Source organism: Demequina muriae, from assembly GCF_030418295.1.
Classification (GTDB): Bacteria; Actinomycetota; Actinomycetes; order Actinomycetales; family Demequinaceae; genus Demequina; species Demequina muriae.
On sequence record NZ_JAUHQA010000063.1, the window covers coordinates 1 to 500 of the forward strand.

The window sequence follows — 500 nt, forward strand, 5'->3', positions numbered from 1 at the left end:
GGCCACCGCGATGCCACCGAAGGTCAGTGGCCCACCGGGCCACGAGTGCCCGGGAAACACGTACATCACGCAGCCGGACAGCGCCAGCAGGAGCACCGGCCGCCACGGCCGGCCCGCGCAGTACAGCGACACGGCGGCCGATGCCGTGCCGATCGAAAGCGCCATCCGTCCGATCAACGCCAGCAAGGGATGGTTGGTCCCTCCCAGGATCGGATGTGTCCATACGGCATTGATTGGCGCCTGCCATGCAGCGGGCGTCCCGGAAGCATGCGCCGCTTCCACGAGACTGCCCACCACCAGGCCTGCGGCGGTGTCGAAAACCACGAAGCACAGGGCGAAAACGAATAACGCCATCCGGCAAAGCTGCGCGGAGACACCGGTTTGCGTATCCACCAGGGCCGCCACGGAAAACGCCGACAGGGCAAAAAGCGGCACCTGGATGTAATGCACAGTCAGCCAGGTGTGCACGTTCATCGCGAGCAGATGATGGCCCGGGTGCG

1 protein-coding gene is annotated in these 500 nt (G+C 65.8%); it reads right to left on the reverse strand.

The genetic code is table 11. The features are described 5' to 3' along the window. Positions 1–474 (reverse strand): hypothetical protein (locus QQX02_RS13385; protein WP_301143872.1); only part of this gene is annotated, 474 nt, incomplete at its 3' end. Positions 475–500: the final 26 nt, after the last annotated feature.